The 23,203-nt window shown below is 67.7% G+C and carries 16 protein-coding genes; 12 read left to right on the top strand and 4 right to left on the bottom strand.

Going from position 1 to position 23,203, the window contains the following annotated elements:
* Positions 1 to 30: 30 nt before the first annotated feature.
* The 6 genes from OHA61_RS08490 to OHA61_RS08465 all read left to right on the top strand — a co-directional run bounded on the left by OHA61_RS08490 (position 31) and on the right by OHA61_RS08465 (position 8,076).
* A complete protein-coding gene (locus OHA61_RS08490) occupies positions 31 to 1,035 on the top strand; it encodes a proline racemase family protein (RefSeq protein WP_406302512.1) in 1,005 nt (334 codons plus the stop codon).
* A complete protein-coding gene (locus OHA61_RS08485; RefSeq protein ID WP_406302511.1) occupies positions 1,032 to 2,402 on the top strand; it encodes an aldehyde dehydrogenase family protein in 1,371 nt (456 codons plus the stop codon). The genes OHA61_RS08490 and OHA61_RS08485 overlap by 4 nt, the downstream gene beginning before the upstream one ends.
* A 47-nt stretch (positions 2,403 to 2,449) precedes the next feature.
* Positions 2,450 to 3,136 (top strand): GntR family transcriptional regulator, encoded by a 687-nt coding sequence (locus OHA61_RS08480; RefSeq protein ID WP_389370121.1) that lies wholly within the window; start codon positions 2,450 to 2,452, stop codon positions 3,134 to 3,136.
* 163 nt (positions 3,137 to 3,299) lie between these two features.
* On the top strand, positions 3,300 to 4,565 hold the full coding sequence (locus tag OHA61_RS08475) for an alpha/beta fold hydrolase (RefSeq protein WP_406302510.1): 1,266 nt from the start codon (positions 3,300 to 3,302) through the stop codon (positions 4,563 to 4,565).
* 60 nt (positions 4,566 to 4,625) lie between these two features.
* Positions 4,626 to 5,816: a M6 family metalloprotease domain-containing protein gene (locus OHA61_RS08470; RefSeq protein WP_406302509.1), complete on the top strand. Its 1,191-nt coding sequence runs from the start codon at positions 4,626 to 4,628 to the stop codon at positions 5,814 to 5,816.
* A 286-nt stretch (positions 5,817 to 6,102) separates the two neighbouring features.
* Entirely contained in the window at positions 6,103 to 8,076 is a 1,974-nt protein-coding gene (locus OHA61_RS08465) for a collagenase (protein WP_406302508.1), read from the top strand.
* 96 nt (positions 8,077 to 8,172) lie between these two features.
* On the opposite strand, the gene OHA61_RS08460 is transcribed toward OHA61_RS08465, so the two are convergent.
* Together OHA61_RS08460 and OHA61_RS08455 are read right to left on the bottom strand one after the other, a co-directional pair.
* Positions 8,173 to 9,702 carry a UDP-N-acetylglucosamine 1-carboxyvinyltransferase gene (locus OHA61_RS08460; RefSeq protein WP_324987218.1) on the bottom strand — a complete coding sequence of 510 codons (1,530 nt, stop codon included), beginning with the start codon at positions 9,700 to 9,702 and terminating at the stop codon, positions 8,173 to 8,175.
* Positions 9,703 to 9,750: 48 nt separating this feature from the next.
* Entirely contained in the window at positions 9,751 to 10,107 is a 357-nt protein-coding gene (locus OHA61_RS08455; protein ID WP_389370125.1) for a VOC family protein, read from the bottom strand.
* A 264-nt stretch (positions 10,108 to 10,371) separates the two neighbouring features.
* Here OHA61_RS08455 and acnA point away from each other — a divergent pair, with 264 nt between their 5' ends.
* Positions 10,372 to 13,101: an aconitate hydratase AcnA gene (gene acnA / locus OHA61_RS08450; RefSeq protein WP_406302507.1), complete on the top strand. Its 2,730-nt coding sequence runs from the start codon at positions 10,372 to 10,374 to the stop codon at positions 13,099 to 13,101.
* A 110-nt stretch (positions 13,102 to 13,211) separates the two neighbouring features.
* Here the strand turns inward: acnA and OHA61_RS08445 are convergent, their stop codons facing one another.
* Both OHA61_RS08445 and OHA61_RS08440 read right to left on the bottom strand, forming a co-directional pair.
* Positions 13,212 to 14,135: an FG-GAP repeat domain-containing protein gene (locus OHA61_RS08445; protein WP_406302506.1), complete on the bottom strand. Its 924-nt coding sequence runs from the start codon at positions 14,133 to 14,135 to the stop codon at positions 13,212 to 13,214.
* Between the two features lie 201 nt (positions 14,136 to 14,336).
* Positions 14,337 to 18,173, bottom strand: coding sequence for a GH92 family glycosyl hydrolase (locus OHA61_RS08440; protein WP_406302505.1), 3,837 nt, complete (start codon positions 18,171 to 18,173; stop codon positions 14,337 to 14,339).
* 500 nt (positions 18,174 to 18,673) lie between these two features.
* Between OHA61_RS08440 and ngcE the strand changes: the two genes are divergently transcribed.
* From ngcE to OHA61_RS08415, 5 genes are all read left to right on the top strand, one after another.
* Positions 18,674 to 20,113 carry an N-acetylglucosamine/diacetylchitobiose ABC transporter substrate-binding protein gene (ngcE, locus tag OHA61_RS08435; RefSeq protein WP_406302504.1) on the top strand — a complete coding sequence of 480 codons (1,440 nt, stop codon included), beginning with the start codon at positions 18,674 to 18,676 and terminating at the stop codon, positions 20,111 to 20,113.
* Between the two features lie 80 nt (positions 20,114 to 20,193).
* A complete protein-coding gene (locus OHA61_RS08430) occupies positions 20,194 to 21,123 on the top strand; it encodes a carbohydrate ABC transporter permease (protein ID WP_406302503.1) in 930 nt (309 codons plus the stop codon).
* Positions 21,124 to 21,137: 14 nt separating this feature from the next.
* Positions 21,138 to 22,073: a carbohydrate ABC transporter permease gene (locus OHA61_RS08425; protein WP_406302502.1), complete on the top strand. Its 936-nt coding sequence runs from the start codon at positions 21,138 to 21,140 to the stop codon at positions 22,071 to 22,073.
* Between the two features lie 114 nt (positions 22,074 to 22,187).
* On the top strand, positions 22,188 to 22,655 hold the full coding sequence (locus OHA61_RS08420) for a MarR family winged helix-turn-helix transcriptional regulator (protein WP_406302501.1): 468 nt from the start codon (positions 22,188 to 22,190) through the stop codon (positions 22,653 to 22,655).
* Between the two features lie 2 nt (positions 22,656 to 22,657).
* The gene (locus tag OHA61_RS08415) at positions 22,658 to 23,101 is read left to right on the top strand and encodes a hypothetical protein (RefSeq protein WP_406302500.1); all 444 of its coding nucleotides are present in this window, start codon (positions 22,658 to 22,660) and stop codon (positions 23,099 to 23,101) included.
* Positions 23,102 to 23,203: the final 102 nt, after the last annotated feature.

Below are 23,203 nucleotides of genomic sequence, written 5' to 3'. Positions count from 1 at the left end.
CGCTTCCGCGCTGCTTCGAAAGGATTCATCGTGCGCACGCGACACGTCTTCCACGCCGTCGATTCGCACACCGAGGGCATGCCCACCCGGGTGATCACCGGTGGCGTCGGGGTGATCCCCGGCGCCACCATGGCCGAGCGCCGGCTGCACTTCATCGAGCATCTGGACCATCTCCGGACGCTTCTGATGTACGAGCCGCGCGGCCATGCCGCGATGAGCGGGGCGATCCTCCAGCCGCCCACCCGGCCCGACGCCGACTTCGGGGTCCTCTACATCGAGGTGTCCGGGCTGCTGCCGATGTGCGGGCACGGCACGATCGGCGTCGCCACCGTCCTCGTCGAGACAGGCATGGTGCCGGTGAGCGAACCGGTCACCACGGTGCGGCTCGACACTCCGGCCGGCCTTGTCAGCGTCGACGTAGCGGTCGTTGAGGGCGCGGCGCAGTCGGTCACGCTCACCAATGTGCCTGCCTTCTGTGTCGGCCTGGACCTGAAGGTGGACGTCCCCAGGTACGGGACGATCACCTACGACCTCGCGTTCGGCGGCAACTTCTACGCCTTCGTCGACCTCGACGACCTGGGGCTGCCGTTCGACCGCGCCCGCAAGGACGACCTGCTGGCCGCCGGGCTCGCGGTCATGGACGCGATCAACGCGTCGCCGGACCGGCCCGTCCACCCGGAACAGCCGGAGATCGCCGGGGTCAAGCATGTCTACCTGGCGGCTCCCGGCTCGAACGCCGAGCACTCGCGGCACGCGATGGCGATTCACCCGGGCTGGTTCGACCGCTCCCCGTGCGGCACCGGCACCTCGGCACGGATGGCACAGTTGCACGCGCGCGGCGAATTGCCCCTGGGCCGCGATTTCGTCAACGAGTCCTTCATCGGGACGCGCTTCACCGGCCGACTCCTCTCGCACACGGAGGTCGGCGGGCTGCCGGCCGTCGTGCCGGCCATCACCGGCCGCGCCTGGATCACCGGCACCGCCCAGTACTTCCTCGACCCGGACGACCCCTTCCCCGGAGGCTTCCTCCTGTGACCAGCATCGTCTCCCACAACCCGGCCGACCCCACCGACGTACTCCTCAACATCCCGACTCCCGGCGCGTTTGCGACGGTTGACGTCGTCGAGCGGGCCCGTGCTGCCCAGCCCGGCTGGCTGATCGGTGGCGCGGCCGCCCGTTCGGCGGCCCTCACCGCGGTCGCCGCCGGCATCGAGGCCGCCGCGGACGAGCTAGCCCACCTCGCCGTGCGCGAGGTGGGCAAGCCGCTCGCCGAGGCCCGGGCCGAGGTCGCGCGGACCGTCGCGATCTGGCGGTACTACGCCCAGGCCCCGTACGAACCCACCGGAGCCGTCCACGAACCCGCGGCCGGCCCCGGACTCCTCCTCACCCGCCGGCGCCCGCACGGCGTCGCGGGACTCATCACGCCCTGGAACTTCCCCTTCGCCATCCCGAGCTGGAAGGCCGCCCCGGCACTCGCCGTGGGCAACGCGGTCGTCCTCAAGCCCGCTCCGGAAGCGACGGCGTGTGCCCAGCGGCTGGCAGAGATCGTCCAGCAGAGCCTGACAGCAGGAGTGTTCACCGTGCTGCCCGGCGGGGCGACCGAGGGCAACGCCCTCGTCTCCGCCGCCGATGTCGTCTCCTTCACCGGCTCCACAGCCGTCGGCCAGGCGGTCGCGCGTGCCGCCACGGCCCGGGGCATCCCGGTCCAGTCGGAGATGGGCGGCCTGAACGCGGCCCTCGTCCTGCCGGACGCCGACATCGAGCAGGCCGCGGTCCACATCGCCGCCGCGATCGCCGGATACGCCGGCCAGAAGTGCACCGCCACCAGCCGCGTGGTCGCGGTCGGCGCGGCCCTCGACCCCCTGCGCGAGGCACTCTCCGAGGCGCTGCGGACCGTCCCGGTCGGCGACCCCGCCGACCCGTCCACCGTGTGCGGACCACTGATCAACGGACAAGCCCGCGATCAGGTCTGCAGTGCCTGGGACGGGTCCTCGGTACTCGCGGGCGGAACCGTGCCCGACGGCCCCGGCTGGTACGCGGCCCCGACCCTGGTCGAGAAGGTGTCCCCGGGCCACCGGCTGCTGCGCGAGGAGGTCTTCGGGCCCATCGCGGCCCTGCTGCCCGCCGACGACCTCGCCCATGCGGTACGGATCACCAACTCGGTCCCGTACGGTCTGGTCACCTCGGTCCACACCGCGGACCTGGACACGGCTCTGAACGGACTGGATCAGCTCGACACCGGGATGATCCGGATCAACGCCCCGTCCAACGGCGTCGACTTCCACCTGCCTTTCGGCGGCGCCAAGGCATCCAGCCACGGGCCGCGCGAACAGGGTCACTCGGCCTTGGAGTTCTATACCTCCAGCCGTACGTACACCCTGTCACCTGTGAAAACAACGTGACATTGTACGCTGGTGACCCGCTCCGGCATGAAGGGATCACCACCGCTATGGGGCACCTGAAGCAGCGCGACCTAGGCGCCACCCGCGAGCGGCTGCGCGACCAGGTCGCCCATGCCCTGCGGGCCGCCCTGATCTCCGGCGAGCTGCGGCCGGGCGAGGTGTACTCGGCGCCGGTCCTCGCCGAGGACTTCGGGATCTCCGCGACGCCCGTGCGCGAGGCGATGCTCGACCTGGCCCGGGAGGGCCTGGTCGAGCCCGTCCGCAACAAGGGGTTCCGGGTCACCGAGGTCAACGAGCACGATCTCGACCAGTACACCGAGATCCGTGCCCTGATCGAGATTCCCACGGTCGGCCGGATCACCCGGTCCGCCGCTCGTGAGGCGCTGGAGGCGCTGCGGCCGGTCGCCGAGGAGATCGTCCGGGCCGCGCGCGAGCACGACCTCATCGGCTATCTGGAGGCCGACCGGCAGTTCCACCTCTCGCTCCTCGCCCTCTCCGGCAATGAGAGGCTCGTCGAAACCGTGGGTGACCTGCGCAAGCGATCCCGTCTGTACGGGCTCACCGCCCTCGACGAGCGCGGCGGGCTGATCCCCTCGGCCGAGGAACACCTGGAACTCCTGGACCTGATGCTCGCCGGCGACGCGAAGGGGGCGGAGAAGCTCATGGCCAAGCACCTGAGCCATGTCCGCTCGCTGTGGGCCAAGAGCGGGACCGCGTCGAAGACCGCCGGGTAGCGGGGCCGTCGGGCCGTCTGGCCACGGCCGACTCGGGCGGCGCCGCCCTCCATAACGTGGAGTTATGGCGACGTGGGGGCTCCCCACCGACAGTCGGCCGCAGCATGCTGATCTGTGCAATGTCACACTTCATGCTGCGGCTCCTGGGCTGTGAAGGGGATCCATGAACCCTGCGTACGCGACCGTCGACCACGTCTTCACCGTCCCCCTGGACCACTGCGCCCCGGGCGGGCCGGACATCGAGGTCTTCGCCCGTGAGGTCGTCGACCCGGCCCGCGCCGGCGAGCGACTTCCCTGGCTGCTCTACCTCCAGGGCGGCCCGGGCGGCAAATCACCGCGTCCGTCGGCCGGTTCGCCGGGCTGGCTGCCCCAGGCGCTCAAGACCCACCGGGTGCTCCTGCTGGACCAGCGCGGTACCGGCCGCTCCACCCCGGTCACCGCCCGCTCCGCCGCCCGTTTCGCCTCCCCCGCCCAACTCGCCGCGCATCTCTGCCACTTCCGTGCAGACGCCGTGGTCGCAGACGCCGAACTGATTCGTCGTCAGCTCTGCGGCGATCAGCCCTGGGAGACGCTCGGCCAGAGCTACGGCGGCTTCATCACCCTCACGTACCTCTCCCAGGCACCCGAGGGACTGCGGGCCTGCTACGTGACCGGTGGGCTGCCCGGTCTCACCGCCACCGCCGACGACGTGTACGCCCGCACCTACCCGCGGGTGCGGGACCGCGTCCTCGACTTCTACGCCCGCTACCCCGACGACGCCCCCCGCCTCCGCAAGATCGCGGATCTCCTCGCGGCCACCGAGGTCCGACTGCCCAACGGAGACCGCCTCACCACCCGCCGCCTGCGCACCCTCGGACTCGCCCTGGGCATGGGCGACGGCTTCGAACGGATCCACTGGCTGCTCGACGAATCGCTGGACGCCGAGGGCGAGCTGAGCGACACCTTCCTCCACCAGGTGATGGCCCTCACCGGCTTCACCGACAATCCGTTGTTCGCCGTGATGCAGGAGACGCTCTACGGTCAGGGCGCGGGTTCGAGCCGCTGGGCCGCCTCGCGGGCGCTCGCGGACCTCCCCGAATTCGGCGAGGACGCGGACCCCCTCCTCCTCACCGGGGAAATGATCTACCCGTGGATGTTCCGCGACATCACGGGTCTGCGCCCCTTCGCGGACGCCGCCGACCTGCTGGCCGACCGCGCCGACTGGCCGCCGCTGTACGACCCCCGCCGCCTGGCCGTCAACCAGGTCCCCCTCTCCGCGATCGTCTACCACGACGACATGTATGTGGACGCCGCACTCTCCCTGCGCACCGCGCGCGAGGTCGGCGGTACCCGCGTCTGGATCACCAATGAGTGGGAACACGACGGCGTCACCGCCTCCGCCGGCCGCGTGCTGGCCCGCCTGATGGACCTGGCCGCGGACCGCGCGTAACCCCTCCTCCTCCGTCCTTCCCCGCCCGTTGCGCCCGTCTGCCACTGCCTCCGGAGAGACATGTCCGCCCTGACGACCACCCGCCTGCGGCCCCTCGCCGCCGCAATCGCCCTCGCCTCCTGTCTTGCCGCCCCGACAACGGCGACCGCTGCCGCAGAGCCCAATTCGCCTGCTCCGGCCGCCGATTGTGCTCTTGTCGGCAAGACCGGCTGGACCGACGAAGGCCACAACACCGACGCGACTCAGTTCCAGCCCTCCAGAGGCGTCCGCCGCGTCCTCACCCTGTTCGTCGACTTCCCCGACGCTCAGGCCACGGACTCCACCGATGCGTACGCCACCCAACTCGCCCCGGCCGCCGACTGGATGAGCAGAGCCAGCTACGGCCGCTCCCGGCTCGCCATCAGCTCGGTGCGCCGCTGGATCCGGATGCCCGCGGACTCCACCTCCTACGGGTTCGCGCGCGGCCTCACCTTCGAGACCCACGAGAAGTACGTACGCGACGCGATCACCGCCGCCGACCCCTACGCGGACCTCTCCGGGTACGACATGGTCTATGTCGTACCCACGAAGGCAGCGGCCGCGATCCCCTTCTCCCCGACCTACCTCTACGACCCGAACACGCCCGGTGTCACCGCCGACGGCGCCCGCCTCAAGTGGGCGGTCACCTTCGGACAGGACATGTGGCGCTGGGGATACAAGGTCGCCGCCCACGAGACCGCTCACACCTTCGGCCTCCCGGACTTGTACTCCTTCACCGCCCCCACCCACCAGTACGCCGGCGGCTGGGACGTCATGGGCAACATCGCGGGACCCGCCCCGCAGTACCTCGGCTGGCACTCGTGGAAGCTCGGCTGGACCCGCGACAACCAGGTCGCCTGCCTGCCCGGGCAAGGACGCCGCACAGTGCGGCTGACCCCGGTGGAGCGCCCCGGCGGGACCAAGATCGCCGTACTGCGCACGGGCGAGACCACGGCGTATGTCGCGGAGTCCCGCCGCGCCAAGGGCAATGACCGGGCCGCCTGTTCCACCGGCGTGCTCATCTACAAGGTCGATTCCGCCGCCCAGACCGGCGAGGGACCGGTCAGGATCATGAACGCCAACCCGACCGCCACCCCGCCCGCCGGTTGCACCCAGCTGGACCTGGCCGCCTACGCGCCCGGCCAGACCTTCACCGACCCGGACACCGGAGCCCGGATCGATGTCCTCACGGACGGCCGGGCAGGGGACGTGGTGCGGCTCAGCAAGACGTGAAGGCCATGGCCTGCTGATCCCGCGTGATGTTCCGGCAGGGTGAAGTTCACCTTGCCGGAAACGTTGCCCTCCCAAGGTCCGCGACAGGACCACGCTCTGACGATTCATCAGTTTATTTTGCTGCTTGCAACCCTCTTTCACTGCCATGTGAACTGTGAAATTGTACGGTCACACTTTCCGTGGGCATGACAGCTGCGGGAGGGCTCAACTTCCGCTGCCATCACGGTCCGCACCCCCCACCGCCGTGCCCCACGCACGGCTGCCGACCGGCCTGGAGGCCATCGCTATGCGCCAACCCCCCACCCTCAGGAAACTCACCCAACTGCTGATACCTACCGTGGCCGCCGCCGGCCTCGGGCTCACCATGCTCGCCCCCCATGGCGCGGCGGCCCCGGCCGGCGCCGGGACACCCAAGCCCGCACCGAGGTCGGCCCCCGCCCCACAGCCCGCCTCCGCCACCGTGCTTGCCGCCGATCTCGCACCCGGACACGCCGCCGACCCCGCGCGATCGGCCACGAAGACCTCGAACCCCGCGCAACGCCCTCCGCTCCCCGCGGCCCAGAACGCCGCACAGCGCAAGCAGGCTCGCTCTGCGGCGAAGGCCGCGGCGGACTGCAATGTCAGCGACTTCACCTCGAAGACCGGCGCTGCCCTGGTCGAGCAGATCAAGAAGTCGGAAACCACCTGCATCAACACGCTGTTCAGTGTGAGCGGTGAGGACTCCAAGGCCCTCTTCCGCGAGGAACAGATGGTCACGGTGGCGAACGCACTCAAGGATGTCGCGACCAACTACCCGGGGGACAACAGCACGTTCGCGACCCAGGTGGTGCTGTACCTGCGCGCCGGCTACTACATCCAGTACAACCAGCCGGAGAACGTCGGCGAATACGGCCCGACGCTGAAGAGCGCCATTCAGGGCGCCCTGGACGCCTTCTTCGGCTCGTCCCACGCCTTCGACGTCACCGAGGCCAACGGAGAAACCCTGGCCGAGACGGTAACCCTGATCGACAGCTCCGGAGAGAACGCCCGCCACCTCGGCGTGGTCAAACGCCTGCAGAAGGACTACAACTCGTCGTACGACAAGTTCTACGGGATGCTCTCGGCGGTCAACAACACCTACACCGTGCTCTTCCGCGGCCACCAGATGCCGGAGTTCGCGGAAGCCGTGCAGGCCGACCCGAGCGTCCTCACCGGACTGCGTGACTTCGCCGTCGCCCACGACGATCTGCTCGGCACGGACAAGTCCTACCTGGCCAGCAACGCCGGACGCGAACTCGGCCGCTTCCTGCAGCACGCCGGCCTCAAGGACACCGTCAAGCCGTTGGTCAAGGAGCTGCTCGGCCGCAGCGAGATCACTGGGCGCACCGCCCCGCTCTGGGTCGGCCTTGCCGAGATGACGAACGAGTACGACAAGGAGAACTGCGCCGATTACGACACCTGTGACCTGCAGAACCGAGTGCGCGACGCCGTGCTGACGGTCAAGCACACATGCGGTCCGAGCGCGAAGATCCTCGCACAGGAGCTGACCGCGGCCGAACTCTCGGCCACCTGCGACAGCATCCTCAAGCAGGACCCGTTCTTCCACAACATCGTCAAGGACAACGGTCCGGTCAAGGACGACAACAACACCAGCATCGAGATCGTCGCCTTCAATTCCAGCACCGACTACAAGACCTACGCCGGTGTCGTCTTCGGCATCGACACCAACAACGGCGGCATGTACCTGGAGGGCGACCCGGCCGCCGAGGGCAACCAGCCGCGCTTCATCGCCTACGAGCAGCCGGCCCAGGACGGCGCCTTCCAGATCTGGAACCTCAACCACGAGTACACCCACTACCTCGACGGCCGCTTCGACATGTACGGCGACTTCGCAGCCGGGCAGACCACCCCGAACGTGATGTGGATCGAGGGTTTCGCCGAGTACGTCTCCTACTCGTACCGCGGCGTCACTTACGACAGGGCGATCGAGGAGGCGGGCAAGAACACCTACAGGCTCAGCCAGCTCTTCGGGACCACCTACGAAAACGCCGACACCACCCGTATCTACCAGTGGGGCTATCTGGGCGTCCGATACATGCTCCAGTCGCACCCCGAGGACATGGCCACCCTGCTCGGCCACTACCGCGCAGGCGAGTACGACGAGGCCTACAAACTGCTCCGCGACACCATCGGCACCAGGTACGACGCCGACTTCGCCGACTGGCTGAGCAAGTGCGCCGGCGGCGACTGCGGCCAACTGCCGGCCCGCAGCGGCCGGTGACCGGGGCCTCGGCCACCGGCGAGAACTGAGCCAGGAGAGCCTGGTGTCCCGCGCATCGTCCGTGCGCGGGACACCAGGCTCGGCGCTATTGCCCGGTCAGATGTCGCGGAAGATCTCGATCTGCGCACCCACCGAGTTCAGCCGCTCCGCCAGCTCCTCGTACCCACGGTTGATCACATACACATTGCGCAGCACCGACGTGCCCTCGGCCGCCATCATCGCCAGCAGCACCACCACCGCGGGCCGCAGAGCCGGCGGGCACATCATCTCCGCGGCGCGCCAGCGGGTCGGGCCCTCCACCAGGACGCGGTGGGGGTCGAGCAACTGCAGGCGGCCGCCCAGGCGGTTGAGGTCGGTGAGGTAGATCGCGCGGTTGTCGTAGACCCAGTCGTGGATCAGCGTCTTGCCCAGCGCGACCGCCGCGATCGCCGCGAAGAACGGGACGTTGTCGATGTTCAGGCCCGGGAACGGCATCGGGTGGATCTTGTCGATCGGCGCCTCCAGTTTGGAGGGGCGCACCGTCAGGTCCACCAGCCGCGTACGGCCGTTGTCCGCCGCGTACTCGGGGGAGCGGTCGTGGTCCAGCCCCATCTCCTCAAGGACCGCGAGCTCGATCTCCATGAACTCGATCGGCACCCGGCGGATCGTCAGCTCCGACTCGGTGACAACCGCGGCGGCCAGCAGGCTCATCGCCTCGACCGGGTCCTCGGAGGGGGAGTAGTCGACGTCCACATCGATGTTCGGGATGCCGTGCACGGTCAGCGTGGTCGTGCCGACGCCCTCGACCTTGACGCCCAGCGCCTCCAGGAAGAAGCAAAGGTCCTGGACCATGTAGTTGGAGGACGCGTTGCGGATGACGGTCACGCCGTCGTGCCGGGCCGCGGCCAGCAGCGCGTTCTCGGTCACCGTGTCGCCGCGCTCGGTGAGGACGATCGGGCGGTCCGGTGCGATCGCCTGCTCCACCTTCGCGTGGTAGAGGCCCTCCGTCGCGGTGATGTCAAGCCCGAAGCGGCGCAGCGCGATCATGTGCGGCTCGATGGTCCGCGTGCCGAGGTCGCAGCCGCCGGCGTACGGCAGCTTGAAGCTCTCCATGCGGTGCAGCAGCGGGCCGAGGAACATGATGATCGACCGGGTCCGGCGTGCGGCCTCCGCGTCGATGGCGTCCATGTCGAACTGCGCGGGCGGCACGATCTCCAGGTCCACGCCCTCGTTGATCCAACGGGTGCGCACCCCGATGGAGTTCAGCACTTCCAGCAGCCGGAAGACCTCCTCGATACGGGCCACCCGCCGCAGCACCGTACGGCCCTTGTTGAGCAGCGAACCGCAGAGCAGCGCGACACACGCGTTCTTGCTCGTCTTCACGTCGATGGCCCCGGACAGCCGGCGCCCGCCGACCACCCGAAGATGCATGGGCCCGGCGTAGCCGAGCGAAACGATCTCACTGTCGAGCGCCTCGCCGATGCGCGCGATCATCTCAAGGCTGATGTTCTGATTGCCCCGCTCGATGCGGTTCACGGCGCTCTGGCTGGTGCCGAGTGCCTCGGCCAACTGCGTTTGTGTCCAGCCCCGATGCTGACGGGCGTCACGGATGAGCTTGCCGATGCGTACGAGGTAGTCGTCTGCCATGGCGGCAGGCTATCTCAGATATGAGATGTGATCGCGTGGGGTGAGCCATCAGGGTGACAGGCTATGAGCAACAGGGTGTTTCGGTTCATACAGGGGCAGTTCGGCCCCGCTCGGCATCCGTACCGCGGCCAGTACTCCCCACCCCTGGTCGCTCGGTGGCTGCGAGATCTCGACCCCGCGCTCCGTGAGCCTGGCCAGGGTCCGCGAGAGGTCGTCGCACATCAGATAGAACTCCGCCTTCGGCTGATCCCCTGTCGGATGCACGGCGATCTCCGCCGGCGGCAGCTTGAAGATGAGCCAGCCGCGTCCCGCGTCGACGTGCGCGAAGCCGAGCACGTCCTTGACGAAGGCCCGGTCGGCATCCGAGTCCCGGCTGTAGAGGATCACGTGCGCGCCGCTGAACATGCTCCGATACTGAGCCGGGCGCACGCGCACGGCAATCCCTGTGCCGCCGTACGGGCGCCCGGGCCCCACCCTCGGGGGAGGTCCGGGCATGACCCGGCAGCGGTCATGTACTAGAGTTATCTCGACATCGAGATATCTATCGAAGGCGTACCGCAGCCGCCACCTGGTAAGGGCTACCTAACTAAGCCTTACCTTAGCGGATCGGCGAGGAGCCATGGCGGCAGCATTGCGGTAGGTACGCGCACATTGATGAAGGAGACTGTCGTGTCGGCGAACAGCTTCGACGCCCGCAGCACGCTGCGCGTGGGCGACGAGTCGTACGAGATCTTCAAGCTGGACAAGGTCGAGGGCTCCGCCCGCCTCCCTTACAGCCTGAAGGTGCTGCTGGAGAACCTGCTCCGCACGGAGGACGGCGCGAACATCACCGCCGACCACATCCGCGCGCTCGGCGGCTGGGACTCGCAGGCTCAGCCGAGCCAGGAGATCCAGTTCACGCCGGCCCGCGTGATCATGCAGGACTTCACCGGCGTTCCCTGTGTCGTCGACCTCGCCACCATGCGTGAGGCCGTGAAGGAGCTCGGCGGCGACCCGGCGAAGATCAACCCGCTGGCCCCGGCCGAGCTGGTCATCGACCACTCCGTCATCGCCGACAAGTTCGGCACCAACGAGGCCTTCGCGCAGAACGTCGAGCTGGAGTACGGCCGCAACAAGGAGCGCTACCAGTTCCTGCGCTGGGGCCAGACCGCCTTCGACGAGTTCAAGGTCGTCCCCCCGGGCACCGGCATCGTCCACCAGGTCAACATCGAGCACCTTGCTCGTACGGTCATGGTCCGCGGCGGCCAGGCCTACCCCGACACCCTCGTCGGCACGGACTCGCACACCACCATGGTCAACGGCCTCGGCGTGCTGGGCTGGGGCGTCGGCGGCATCGAGGCCGAGGCCGCTATGCTCGGCCAGCCGGTCTCCATGCTCATCCCGCGCGTCGTCGGCTTCAAGCTGACCGGTGAGCTCACGCCCGGCACCACCGCCACCGACCTGGTGCTCACCATCACCGAGATGCTGCGCAAGCACGGCGTCGTCGGCAAGTTCGTCGAGTTCTACGGCGAGGGTGTGGCCGCGACGAGCCTCGCCAACCGCGCCACGATCGGCAACATGTCGCCGGAGTTCGGTTCCACCGCCGCGATCTTCCCGATCGACGACGAGACCATCAAGTACCTGAAGCTGACCGGCCGCAGCGAGCAGCAGCTCGCGCTGGTCGAGGCGTACGCCAAGGAGCAGGGCCTCTGGCTCGACCCGGCCGCCGAGCCCGACTTCTCCGAGAAGCTGGAGCTCGACCTCTCCACGGTCGTTCCCTCGATCGCCGGCCCGAAGCGCCCGCAGGACCGCATCATCCTGGCGAACGCCAAGGAGCAGTTCGCGCAGGACGTCCGCAACTACGTCGACAACGACGACGAGGCGGGCAAGGAGTCCTTCCCGGCCTCCGACGCCCCGGCCGAGCACAACGGCGTACCGACCCGCCCGACGCTGGTCACCGCCCCCGACGGTTCGACGTACGAGATCGACCATGGCGCCGTCACCGTCGCCGCGATCACCTCCTGCACCAACACCTCGAACCCGTACGTCATGGTCGCCGCCGCGCTGGTGGCCAAGAAGGCGGTCGAGAAGGGCCTGACCCGCAAGCCGTGGGTCAAGACCACGCTCGCCCCGGGCTCCAAGGTCGTCACCGACTACTTCGACAAGGCGGGGCTCACCCCCTACCTCGACAAGGTCGGCTTCAACCTCGTCGGCTACGGCTGCACCACCTGCATCGGCAACTCCGGCCCGCTGCCGGAGGAGGTCTCCAAGGCCGTCAACGACCACGACCTGGCTGTTACGTCCGTCCTCTCGGGCAACCGTAACTTCGAGGGGCGCATCAACCCCGACGTCAAGATGAACTACCTGGCATCCCCGCCGCTGGTCGTCGCGTACGCCATCGCTGGCTCCATGAAGGTGGACATCACCAAGGACGCGCTGGGCGTCGACCAGGACGGCAAGCCGGTCTACCTGCAGGACATCTGGCCGACCGAGGCCGAGGTCAACGACGTGGTGGCCAACGCCATCGGCGAGGACATGTTCAACAAGTCCTACCAGGACGTCTTCGCGGGCGACGCGCAGTGGCAGGCGCTGCCGATCCCGACCGGCAACACCTTCGAGTGGGACCCGCAGTCCACCTACGTCCGCAAGCCCCCGTACTTCGAGGGCATGACGATGGAGACCACCCCGGTCTCGGACATCTCCGGCGCCCGCGTGCTGGCCAAGCTGGGCGACTCGGTCACCACCGACCACATCTCCCCGGCCGGTGCGATCAAGGCCGACACCCCGGCCGGCACGTACCTCACGGAGCACGGCGTCGAGCGCCGTGACTTCAACTCCTACGGCTCGCGCCGAGGCAACCACGAGGTCATGATCCGCGGCACCTTCGCCAACATCCGTCTGCGCAACCAGATCGCGCCGGGCACCGAGGGCGGCTACACCCGCGACTTCACGCAGTCCGCCGAAGGTGAAGGAGGGGCGCCGGTCTCCTTCATCTACGACGCCTCGCAGAACTACCAGGCCGCCGGCACCCCGCTGGTGATCCTCGCGGGCAAGGAGTACGGCTCCGGCTCGTCCCGCGACTGGGCCGCCAAGGGCACCGCGCTGCTCGGCGTCAAGGCCGTCATCGCCGAGTCGTACGAGCGCATCCACCGCTCGAACCTCATCGGCATGGGCGTCCTGCCGCTGCAGTTCCCGGAGGGCGCTTCCGCCGCCTCCTTCGGCCTGAGTGGCGAGGAGACCTTCTCCTTCACCGGCGTGACCGAGCTGAACAACGGCACCACGCCGCGCACGGTCAAGGTCACGACCGACACGGGTGTGGAGTTCGACGCGGTCGTCCGCATCGACACCCCCGGCGAGGCGGACTACTACCGCAACGGCGGCATCATGCAGTACGTGCTGCGGAACCTGATCCGCAACTAAGCACGGCAGTACAGCAGTACGGCAGTACGGCGCAGGCAGCAAAAGGGCCGCATCCCCGGCGACGGGGGTGCGGCCCTTCCCTGTGGGCTACGGTGCCGACAGCTGCCGGATCAGAAAAGCTTGGGGTAGATGTTGAAGCCCGCGCCGACCTTGACGCGAGGGGTGTTGAACGGGGCGGTGGCCTTGCCGCTGCCCTTGTACATCCACAGCGCGCCCGCGGCGTCGCGGACGACGACGTCCGCAAGGCCGTCCAGGTTCAGGTCACCGTTGGCGATGACCTTGTTGTAGATGTTCCAGCCTGCGCCGACCTTGGTGCGGGCCGAGAAGGGCGCGGCGGCGTTGCCTGTGCCCTTGTAGAGCCACAGCGCGCCGGTCTTGTCCTTGGCGAGGATGTCCGTCCGGCCGTCGCCGGACAGGTCGGCCTTGCCGGTGATGTGCGAGTAGGCGTTCCAGCCGGGACCTACCTTCACCCGCGCGGTGACCGTGCCGTTGCTGTTGCCCTTGTAGAGCCAGAGCACACCGGCGTTGTCCCGGGCGAGGATGTCGTCCTGCACGGTACCGCCGAGGTTGCCCGGTGTCAGGACCAGGTTGTAGTTCCAGCCCTTGCCCACCTGGCGGTTGCTTGTGTCGTTGGCAAAGAAGACGTTGCCGGCGGTGTCCCAGCTCCAGGCGCCGTCGTACTTGCCGTCCGCGTTGAGGTCCATCGAGGCCACGTGCTTGACCGGCCCCCAGCCGCTCGAGACGTAGCTGCGGGCGGCGAAGCTGCCCTTTCCGTTGGGGCCGTAGAGATAGGCGTCGGACTTCTTGTCCACCGCCCAGAGCAGATAGACCGGGGCGGCGGCGGCCTGTGCCGCGGCGGGCGCGTTCGACGGTGCCGCAAGCAGGCGGCTGACCTCGACGCCCTTCAGCGGCTGAGGAGCCGGGGTGTCGGCCACGGCCGCTCCGGCGGAGGTGCCGACCAGGGCGGCGGCTATTGCTGCGACGGCGAGACGTGACAGCACGCGTCCGCGCTTACGGCCGGGAAGATTGGCCACGTATGTACTCCGTGTGTGATGAGGCGCGATTTACCTCAGGTGGTCATCGCAGGATCTTCATGATCGTCGCACAACATCCTTACGAGTCAATCGATTTGAAGGGGAATGGGCGGGTCCGCAGCGAGCCCGGTAGGGGACCAAAGGCCCGCACCCGGTGGGACCGGGTGCGGGCCAGTCGTGATGTGCGACGAACCCGATATGTCAGGAGAGCAGTTCGACCTCCGCGAGCGTCGCCGGGCCCGTCGCCACGAGCCGGTACTTCGCATAGCCGCCCGGGGCGCCGACCGTGAAGACGCGGGTCTGCCTGTCCCAGGCGAAGCTCTGGGCGGACCGCTTGTCCAGGTCCTTCCAGGTCGTCCCGTCCTGCGAGCCCTGCAGCACCCACCCGGCCGGGGCCTTCGCCCGTGCCGACGAGGTGAGCGTGTACTGCACCGCCCGGGTCCCCGGCGCCACTGGAAGCTCAGCCGTCTCGAACGCTGTCTCCGTCGCCGAGGCGTTGTCGAAGAGCGGGCCGCCCCCGGTGATCGCATCGCGGCGGGGGGAGGGCGCCTTGTCGTCCTGGGTGATGGAGACCGGGGCGGCGTTCTTGCCCGTGCCCCACGAGGACGGCTTGGCGCCCATGGAGAACTCCAGCGTGCCGCCTCGCGCGATCAGTTCGTGCGGAAGGGCGGTGGAGTTCCACGCCTTGCCGTTCACCCGCAGGCTCTGCACGTAGATGTTCCGCGCGCTGTTCTTCGGGGCCTTGACCACCAGATCGCGGCCGTTCTCCAGATGGACCGTCGCCTTGGTGAACAACGGCGAACCGATCGCGTACTCGCCACTGCCCATCACCAGCGGGTAGAAGCCGAGCGCAGAGAAGAGATACCAGGCCGACTGCTCGCCGTTGTCCTCGTCCCCGTGGTAGCCCTGCCCGATCTCGCTGCCGGTGTAGAGGCGGGAGAGCACCTCGCGCACCTTCTCCTGGGTCTTCCAGGGCTGGGAGGCGGCGTTGTACATGTACGTGACGTGGTGGGCGACCTGGTTGGAGTGGCCGTACATGCCCATCCGGACGTCACGGGCCTCCGTCATCTCATGGATGACGCTGCCGTAGGAGCCGACGAACTCCGGCGAGGCCGTCTCGGGGGTGGAGAAGTACGCGTCGAGCTTCTCGCCGAGGGCCGCGCGGCCGCCGTAGAGATTGGCGAGGCCGCGGCTGTCCTGGGGCGCGGTGAAGGCATAGCCCCAGCCGTTGGTCTCGGTGTAGTCGAAGCCCCACACCCGCGGGTCGAACTGCCCGGAGGGAACCCGCCAGTCGCCCTTGAGGTCGCGGCCCTGGAAGAAGCCGGCCTTGGAGTCGAAGAGGGTGACGTAGTTCCGGGCCCGGTTGAGGAAGTACTGGGACTCCTCCTGGTAGCGGGCCTTCTTGGTCTTCTTGTAGAGCGCCTGGCCCATCTTCGCCAGGCCGTAGTCGTTGAGATAGCCCTCCAGCGACCAGGACAGGCCCTCATGGGTCTGGGTGGAGGCGTAGCCGAGGAACGGCGAGGTCTCCATGCCCTTGCGGCCCACACCCGGCGCGGGCGGCACCACGGTCGCGTTCTTCAGCGCCGCCTCGTACGCCGCCTCGGCGTCGAAGTCCACGCCCTTGACATACGCGTCGGCGAAGGCCACGTCCGAGCTGGTGCCGGTCATCAGGTCCGCATAGCCGGGTGAGGACCAGCGCGAGATCCAGCCGCCGTCCTTGTACTGCTGGACGAAGCCGTCCACCAGCTCGCCCGCCTTCGTCGGGGTGAGCAAGGAGTACGCGGGCCAGGTCGTGCGGTAGGTGTCCCAGAAGCCGTTGTTGACGAACACCTTCCCGTCGACGATCTTCGCGCCGGTACGGGTCGGGGTGTCGGGTCCGGTCATCGGCGAGAACGGGCTCGCGTACTGGTGCTTGGGCCGGTTCTTGGTGCCGGTGTTCTCGAAGCCGGAGTTCGGATACAGATACAGCCGGTACAGGCTGGAGTAGAGGGTGGTGAGCTGGTCGTGGTTCGCGCCCTCGACCTCCACTCTGCCCAGCAGCTCGTCCCAGGCATCCTGCGCGCGGTCCTTGACCCGATCGAAACCGGTGCCCTGCGGGATCTCGTCGGCGAGGTTCTTCTTCGCCTGGTCGACGCTGATGAGCGACGTGGCGATACGGAGAGAGACGGTGCGGTCCTCGCCCGCACTGAAGCGGAGATGGCCGCTGACGCCCTCGGAGCCCGAGGCGGTGACCGGCGCGTCGAAGACGCCGTACACGAAGAGCCGCGTCGCACCGGTGGACAGTCCGCTCTTGACGTCCGAGAAGCCGGTGAAGGAGCTGGTGGCCGGATCGAGGGTCAGGCCGCCTTCCTTGGTGACGTTGTCGAAGATGACGCTCGCGTCGTCACCGGGATAGGTGAAGCGCATCATCGCCGCGTGGTCGGACGGGGTGATCTCGGCCTTGAGGCCGTTCTCGAAGGTGACGCCGTAGTAGTGCGGCCGCGCGGTCTCCTTCTCGTGTCGGAAGGGCAGGGCCCGCTTGGCACGGTCGGTGTCCGGGGTGCCCGCCGCGGCCGAGGGCATCAGCTGGAAGGTCTGCCGGTCGCCCATCCAGGGGCTCGGCTCATGGCTGGCGCTGAAGGCCTGCACGGTGGGCAGATTGTCCGCGTTGTTGCCGCGCGCGTACTCGTACAGCCAGCTCCTGGACTCGGAGTTGGTCGCCGGTGTCCAGAAGTTGAAGCCGTGCGGGACGGCGGTCGCGGGGAAGGTGTTGCCGCGGGAGAAGGACCCGCTGGAGTTGGTGCCGCGGACGGTCGAGGCGTAGTCCGAAAGATGGGCGAGCCGCTTCTCGGGAGCCTTCGGCTTCAGCGAGACGTCGTCGATCCAGCCCTGGAACTTCGCCGGGCCCTTGGGGGAGTCGTACGCCACCAGGATCCGGTCGACCGTCCGGCCGGAGGCGACCGCGCCGATCCTGGACGAGACCTGGTTCCACTGGTTGACATAGAGCCGCTTGGCCGCGCCCTGGCCCTGGGGGGTCAGCAGACCGCCGTGCGAGTCGGTGGCCCGAAGATCACTCAGATAGGTGCCGTCCGTGAACGCGAGGTCCACCGACACGTTCGTGGCCGGGTAGCTGAGATCCGTATCCGGCAGGGAGGGGAAGATCCGGTACGAGAGCTCGGTGTCGCGGCCCACGGCCGTGTTGACGTCGAAGACCTTGTTGTACGAATAGGCCCGGCCGTCCGCCTTGTGGGTGCCGGCGTACTTCAGCGCCCGCTTGCCGGTGAACCCGACGCTGGACTTGGCGGTGGGGGAGCCGCTGGGCCCGCGGTCGACCTGGCTGCGCATGTCGTCGGGCGTGGGCGTGCTGGTGTCGCCGTTGGAGAACTGCACATCGGCGAGCTGGGTGAGGCCCGCGCCGCTGTTCTTGGTGATCTCCAGCCGATAGTGCGCATAGGCGGTGGCGTTCGCGCCGTCGGCGATGTCGTAGGTCTTGGTCTCGAAGCGCTTCTCGAAGGTCTGGCCCTCACGCGAGTCCAGGACCTTCCACTCCTTGCCGTCGGCCGAGCCCTTGAGGGTCCAGTCCTTGGGGTCGCGCTCTGCGGCGTCATTGGCCGAGGTCATCGCATACGTGACGACCTTGACCGGGGCGTCGGTGTCGAACTCGATCCAGGCGGTGGGCTCGAAGGCCAGCCACTTGGTGCCCGGTTGCAGATCGACCAGGTTCTCCTTGGTCTCTCCGGCTCCGGTGTTCTCGGCGCTGGCGCGCAGATCTGTCACCTTATCGGTGACATTGCCCGGGATTCCGGCGGAGAATCCGCCGTCGACACCCGATGAGCGCTTCACTCCGTCGGCGCCGACTTCAACCGTATTGCGCCAGTCCGGCTGAGGTCCGTCCGCTTCGAAGGACGAGGTGAATTCCCGTTCCACCGAGGGGGATTGGGCCCACCGTGCGGGCAGGGCGACGGCCGCCGACTGGGCCGTCATGACGAGCAGTGAAGCGGCAGCCACGAGGGCTGCCGCACGGAATTGTCTCTGCCGAGGTCGGGTTCTGGGCTGCATCCCGTGGCCTTCCTGCACTGGAAACCGCGTTGGACAACGTTGTCAGGCGCGAAGCGCAGGCTCCAGTAGGGAGGCAAGTGCCATACGGTGTCAAGGGTGTTGGCGGTGCGCGGCGGCTGAATTCCGCCGTTCCGAGCAGAACGCTGTGGTCGGATGGGCGCGCACGGGACTCAGATGTCCGCGAGGTCTCAACTCGGGAAAGACTGCCGCCCAAACTTGCTTTCGATCTTGCTCCCTCGGCCTGAAGTGGACTATACCTGTCGGCGTCCGCATAGCTGTTCCACATGGCAGCGGGCCAGGGGGGTCCGGTGACAGGCGTCTGCGCATCGGCTGCCGCCGCATGGCCCGTTCCTGCTGCCGACGTGCACGACCCAAGCTTCACTGGGTTTCCCCCCGGGAAGACTCAGCAACTGACCGCGGTGGCGGGGCCCTTCGCCTGAGGCGAGACGGACGGGCGACCGGTACACCGCCTGAGTCCTGGAGAAGGCGAGGACTTGAGCATGGGATCCACCTCCGCCCACAAGAATGACGGCCTCGGCCGTCGTGATCTGATCAAGCGGTCTGCCGCACTCGGTTTGATCACCGTTCCGACGATGAGCTTCCTGTCCGCGTGTGCCTCCGGCGGCGGTGGCGGCGACGACAACGGCAATGCCAAGGGGAAGGTCAGCAAGGACAACCCGTTCGGTGTGGCCAAGGGCAGCAAGGTCGACGTCGTCGTCTTCAAGGGCGGCTACGGCGACGACTACGCCAAGGCATGGGAAGCCGCCTTCGACAAGAAGTGGGGGACCAAGTCCTCCCACCTGGGTACCCAGGAGATCACCGGGAAGCTGCAGCCGCGCTTCAACGGAGGCAACCCCCCGGACGTCATCGACGACTCCGGCGCCCAGCAGATCAAGCTGGACGTGCTCTTCAAGAGCGGCCAGCTCGCCGATCTGGGGCCGATCCTGGATTCGCCCTCCATCGACGACCCGAGCAAGAAGGTCCGGGACACCCTGATCGCGGGCACCGTGGAACAGGGACTCCAAGGCGGCAAGATCGTCTCGCTCAACTACGTCTACACCGTCTGGGGGCTGTGGTACTCGGGCAAGCTCTTCAAGGAGAAGGGCTGGACGGCTCCCAAGACCTGGGACGAATTCCTCACCGTCTGCAAGTCGGCCAAGGAAGCGGGCATCGGCGGTCTCGCCCACCAGGGCAAATTCCCTTACTACATCAACGTCGCCATCATGGACCTGATCGCCAAGCTCGGTGGTCTGGACGCCATGAAGGCGATCGACAATCTCGACCCCAAGGCGTTCGTCGGCAGCAATGTCGCCAAGCAGGCCGTCGAAGCGGTTTACGAAGTGGTCGAGAAGGGCTATCTCATGCCCGGTACCAACGGCCTGACGCACACCGAGTCGCAGACCCGCTGGAACCAGTACAAGGCCGCGTTCATCACCTCGGGTTCCTGGCTGGAGAACGAGCAGCTCAAGCAGACTCCGGACGACTTCGACATGAAGTTCCTGCCGATGCCGATTCTGACCGGCAGCAAACTGCCGTTCGAGGCGATCCGGGCGGGAGCCGGCGAGCCGTTCATCGTCCCGGAAAAGGCGAAGAACAAGGCCGCGGGCCAGGAGTTCCTGCGCTCCATGCTCTCGAAGGAATGGTCGACGATCTTCGCCCAGAAGGCGAACTCGCTGACCATCGTCAAGGACGGCGTGGACGCGAACGTCCAGCTTCGCCCCGGCACCAAGTCCGCGGTGGACGCGGTGAAGGCGGCGGGCGACAACACCTTCAACTACCTGTACCCCAACTGGTACAGCCAGATGGACACCGACATCCAGAACGCGTCCAACGAGCTCATGGCCAAGCGAATCCAGCCGGCGGAATGGCTGAAGAGGGCTCAGGCAGCGGTCGACAAGGCAGCGAAGGACCCGAACAGCAAGAACAACCGCCGCGACTAGGTTCCGACCGGCCTGATCGACCGGACAGGGCCTTCAGCGGTCTCACCCCCGCTCACCCGGAACACCAGGGACAGGATGCCATGCGAAAAGGGCAGTACCGGTTTGTCACAGGGTTTCTTCTGGCACCCTTGGCGCTGTATCTGATCTTCGTGATCTGGCCGTATGTGCAGACGATCGGGTACTCGTTCACCGACTGGAAGGGTCAGTCGCAGACCTTCGGATTCGTCGGCTTCGACAACTACACCGCTCTGTTCGACGACGATGTCTTCCTGAAGGCAATCTGGCACAACATCCTGTTCCTGGTGTTCATTCCGGTGATCACCATCCTGCTCGCCCTCTTCTTCGCCTTCATGGTGAATGCCGGCGGGCGGGGTGGCGCCGGAGGCGTCAAGGGCGTCCGCGGGTCCGGCGTCTACAAGATCGTCTACTTCTTCCCCCAGGTTCTGTCCCTCGCGATTCTCGCGGTGCTCTTCGGCGCCGTGTACCGCAGTGACGAAGGCGGCCTGCTCAACGGTCTCCTGGTCAAGGCGGGGCTGGTGGACGCCGCCAGCCCGATCGAGTGGCTCAATGAGCCGAACTTCGTGCTCTGGGCCCTGATGGCCGTGGTCGTCTGGCACGGAGTGGGCTTCTATCTCGTCCTGTTCTCGGCAGCCATGCAGTCCATCCCCAGGGACATCTACGAGGCGGCGCTGCTGGACGGCGCAGGCCGGGCCCAGACCTTCTTCCGGGTCACCCTCCCGCTGCTGTGGGACTCGGTGCAGACGTCCTGGGTCTATCTCGGCATCACGGTCATGGACCTGTTCGTGCTGGTGTCGACGATGACCTCCCAGCCGTTCGGAGGCGGTCCCGACCACCACAGCGAGGTCATGGCCACCGTACTGATGCGCAACTTCCTCTACTTCGGCAAGAGCGGCTACGCCTGCGCCATGGGTGTCGTGATGCTTGTGCTGACCTTGATCCTGTCCGTCGTCACGCTGCGCGCCACCCGCCGCGAGCGCATCGAGTTCTGAGCAGGGGAAGAGCGATGACCACACCCATCAAAGAGCCCGCCACCACGTCGTCGGACAAGGTACCTGGGCAGCGGACCGCAGGGCGGTCCGTCGGGCAGGGCGCCCCCTCCACCGAGGGCTTCACCCTCAAGGTCTTCTCCCACGGCTTTTTGGGCCTGTGGGCCGTGATGATCGTGCTGCCGCTGCTCTGGCTCGTACTGAGCTCGTTCAAAACGGATGCACAGATCGGCGGTTCGGCCCTGAGCTGGCCGAGTGAATGGTCCCTGGACGTCTTCGGGCGGGCCTGGGACAAGGGCATCGGTGACTATTTCACCAACACCCTGATCGTGCTGGTCTTCTCGGTGCCCTTGACGATGCTCCTCGGCTCCATGGCCGCGTACGTCCTCGCGCGGTACGAGTTCCCCGGCAACCGGCTCATCTACTACTTCTTCGTCGGCGGGGCCATGTTCCCCGTGTTCCTTGCGCTCGTACCGCTCTACTTCATGGTGCAGCGGTTCGGCATGCTGAACACCTATCAGGGCCTGATCCTGGTCTACGTCGCGTACTCGATGCCGTTCACCGTGTTCTTCATGCACTCGTTCTTCCGTACGCTGCCGACGGCCGTGCACGAGGCGGCGGTGATCGACGGGGCCTCGCACACCCGGGTGTTCTTCCAGGTGATGCTGCCGATGGCGAAGCCGGGGCTGCTCAGCGTGGGGATCTTCAACACGCTCGGCCAGTGGAATCAGTACATTCTCCCCGCGGTGCTGATGCAGCCCAAGGACAACGCCGATCCGGAGCGCTATCTGCTCACGCAGGGCCTGATCCAGCTTCAGCAGCAGCAGGGGTATGCGACGGATCTGCCGGTGCTGTTCGCCGGTGTCACGATCGCCATGGTCCCGATGCTGGTGGTCTATCTGTCCTTCCAGCGGCAGGTTCAGGCCGGTCTGACGTCGGCGACGCTCAAGTAGCTCCTTCAGCTCCTTGATGTGATGACGGAGGCGCCGCGGTGGCTACCGCGGCGCCTCCGGTGTTTGCTCTCTTGATAGTAGCCATGTACATAGCATCCATGTACTGTATCTGCCATGAGCGCAGCAACCGAAGGTCCGACGCCCGGCTTCCTGGTGTGGCGGCTGTCCATGAAGTGGCGGGTGGCCGTCGACCGGGCCGTCGCGCCGCTGGGGCTGACCCACGCGCAGTACTCACTTCTCGCCTCGCTGTACGGCATGCAGCGGTCCGGCCGGCGGCCCAGTCAGCGCCGGCTCGCCGATCACACGGGCCTCGAACCGCTCTATGTCTCGAAGCTGGCGCGCGCCCTGGAGGCCGCCGGTCTGGTCGAGCGCCTCCCGGACCCCTCCGACACCCGAGCGGTCCAGCTGTCGCTCACCGACAAGGGGCGCGAAGTCGCGCGCCGTGCGATCGACGTCGTCCAGCAGCTCCTCGACCGGCTCCTGGAGCCGTTGGGCGGCCTGGAGGGACGTCGCGCCGAAGTGTTCTCCCGCGAACTGGCGGTGCTGCTCGACACCCCGCTCGACATCCCGGCCAAGGAGTAGTCATGTCCACTGCACCCACCCTGAACGGCCAGGTCATAGGCCAGGCCCACTACGCGACCCGGGCCGTCCTTGACGGCCTGCTGGCCGACGAGGGCATCGCCTTCCACCAGGCGGTGGCCCTCAATGCCACTGCCGACGGCGGCGACGCGGTCGAGCGCGACGGGCTCGTCGGCCGGATGACCAGCACGCTGAAGACCGACGAGTCGGCCGTGCTCGCGACGATCGCCGAGCTCACCGCGTCCGGGCTGCTGGAGGCTCTGCCCGGGGATGTGGCGCGTCTCGCGCTCACCGACAAGGGCCGAGCGCTGCAGGGCCGGATCAAGGCCGGCACGGCGAAGATCACTGAGCGGCTCTACGGCGATCTCCCGGCCGAGGACCTTCAGACCGCGGGCCGCGTGCTGACGCTGGTCACTGCCCGTGCGAACGCCGAGCCGGCTGGCAGTTAGGGGGCCTCCGGCGGACAATGGAAGGCTCCTGTCAGCCCGCTGCCGGACCGCCCCCGGGGCCGACGCCCCGCGATCGCTCATCCGTGGTTCTCTCCGCTCAAG

Source organism: Streptomyces sp. NBC_00885 (genome assembly GCF_045207475.1).
GTDB lineage: Bacteria > Actinomycetota > Actinomycetes > Streptomycetales > Streptomycetaceae > Streptomyces.
The sequence above is the reverse complement of the archived record's forward strand: the minus strand, read 5'-3'. Positions and strand labels throughout refer to the sequence as shown.

Bases quoted from the DNA above. Each gene is read 5' to 3' on its own strand.
- OHA61_RS08480 (WP_389370121.1), top strand. From the start codon at position 2,450: ATGGGGCACCTGAAGCAGCGCGACCTAGGCGCCACCCGCGAGCGGCTG.
- OHA61_RS08475 (WP_406302510.1), top strand. From the start codon at position 3,300: ATGAACCCTGCGTACGCGACCGTCGACCACGTCTTCACCGTCCCCCTG.
- OHA61_RS08470 (WP_406302509.1), top strand. From the start codon at position 4,626: ATGTCCGCCCTGACGACCACCCGCCTGCGGCCCCTCGCCGCCGCAATC.
- OHA61_RS08465 (WP_406302508.1), top strand. From the start codon at position 6,103: ATGCGCCAACCCCCCACCCTCAGGAAACTCACCCAACTGCTGATACCT.
- OHA61_RS08460 (WP_324987218.1), bottom strand. From the start codon at position 9,702: ATGGCAGACGACTACCTCGTACGCATCGGCAAGCTCATCCGTGACGCC.
- OHA61_RS08455 (WP_389370125.1), bottom strand. From the start codon at position 10,107: ATGTTCAGCGGCGCGCACGTGATCCTCTACAGCCGGGACTCGGATGCC.
- OHA61_RS08440 (WP_406302505.1), bottom strand. From the start codon at position 18,173: ATGCAGCCCAGAACCCGACCTCGGCAGAGACAATTCCGTGCGGCAGCC.
- ngcE (WP_406302504.1), top strand. From the start codon at position 18,674: ATGGGATCCACCTCCGCCCACAAGAATGACGGCCTCGGCCGTCGTGAT.
- OHA61_RS08430 (WP_406302503.1), top strand. From the start codon at position 20,194: ATGCGAAAAGGGCAGTACCGGTTTGTCACAGGGTTTCTTCTGGCACCC.
- OHA61_RS08425 (WP_406302502.1), top strand. From the start codon at position 21,138: ATGACCACACCCATCAAAGAGCCCGCCACCACGTCGTCGGACAAGGTA.
- OHA61_RS08420 (WP_406302501.1), top strand. From the start codon at position 22,188: ATGAGCGCAGCAACCGAAGGTCCGACGCCCGGCTTCCTGGTGTGGCGG.
- OHA61_RS08415 (WP_406302500.1), top strand. From the start codon at position 22,658: ATGTCCACTGCACCCACCCTGAACGGCCAGGTCATAGGCCAGGCCCAC.